This window comes from Erwinia sp. B116 (genome assembly GCF_002865965.1).
GTDB lineage: Bacteria > Pseudomonadota > Gammaproteobacteria > Enterobacterales > Enterobacteriaceae > Erwinia.
Genome location: NZ_JRZZ01000129.1, coordinates 1 through 449, shown reverse-complemented (window position 1 = coordinate 449; position 449 = coordinate 1). Strand labels below are relative to the sequence as shown.

At 52.1% G+C, this 449-nt stretch carries 3 tRNA genes; all 3 read right to left on the bottom strand.

The features are described 5' to 3' along the window. The 3 genes from NV64_RS22925 to NV64_RS22915 all read right to left on the bottom strand — a co-directional run bounded on the left by NV64_RS22925 (nucleotide 1) and on the right by NV64_RS22915 (nucleotide 449). A tRNA-Thr gene (locus NV64_RS22925) sits at nucleotides 1-72 on the bottom strand. A gap of 6 nt (nucleotides 73-78) precedes the next feature. Further along, a tRNA-Gly gene (locus NV64_RS22920) sits at nucleotides 79-153 on the bottom strand. Between the two features lie 211 nt (nucleotides 154-364). Continuing rightward, a tRNA-Tyr gene (locus NV64_RS22915) sits at nucleotides 365-449 on the bottom strand.

The window sequence follows — 449 nt, the reverse complement described above, 5'->3', positions numbered from 1 at the left end:
GCTGATACCCAGAGTCGAACTGGGGACCTCACCCTTACCAAGGGTGCGCTCTACCAACTGAGCCATATCAGCACGGCTTGGAGCGGGCAGCGGGAATCGAACCCGCATCATCAGCTTGGAAGGCTGAGGTAATAGCCATTATACGATGCCCGCATCCTGGAACTCGGCTACCTGTTCTGTCTGTAGCTTTTGAGTATCTGGAAAGTCTCCGTCTACTCAAGTCATCACGCATTTACCTGATGACCTTGACTGGGCTTGAGCTCAGTCTGAAATCCTGATGAACAAACTTTGCTAGCTTGTCATCTTTGCAGCCTCGGTGATTGCTCACTTATTCTGCTTTCAACTCCCAACATCTGAGTCGAAATGGTGGTGGGGGAAGGATTCGAACCTTCGAAGTCGATGACGGCAGATTTACAGTCTGCTCCCTTTGGCCGCTCGGGAACCCCACC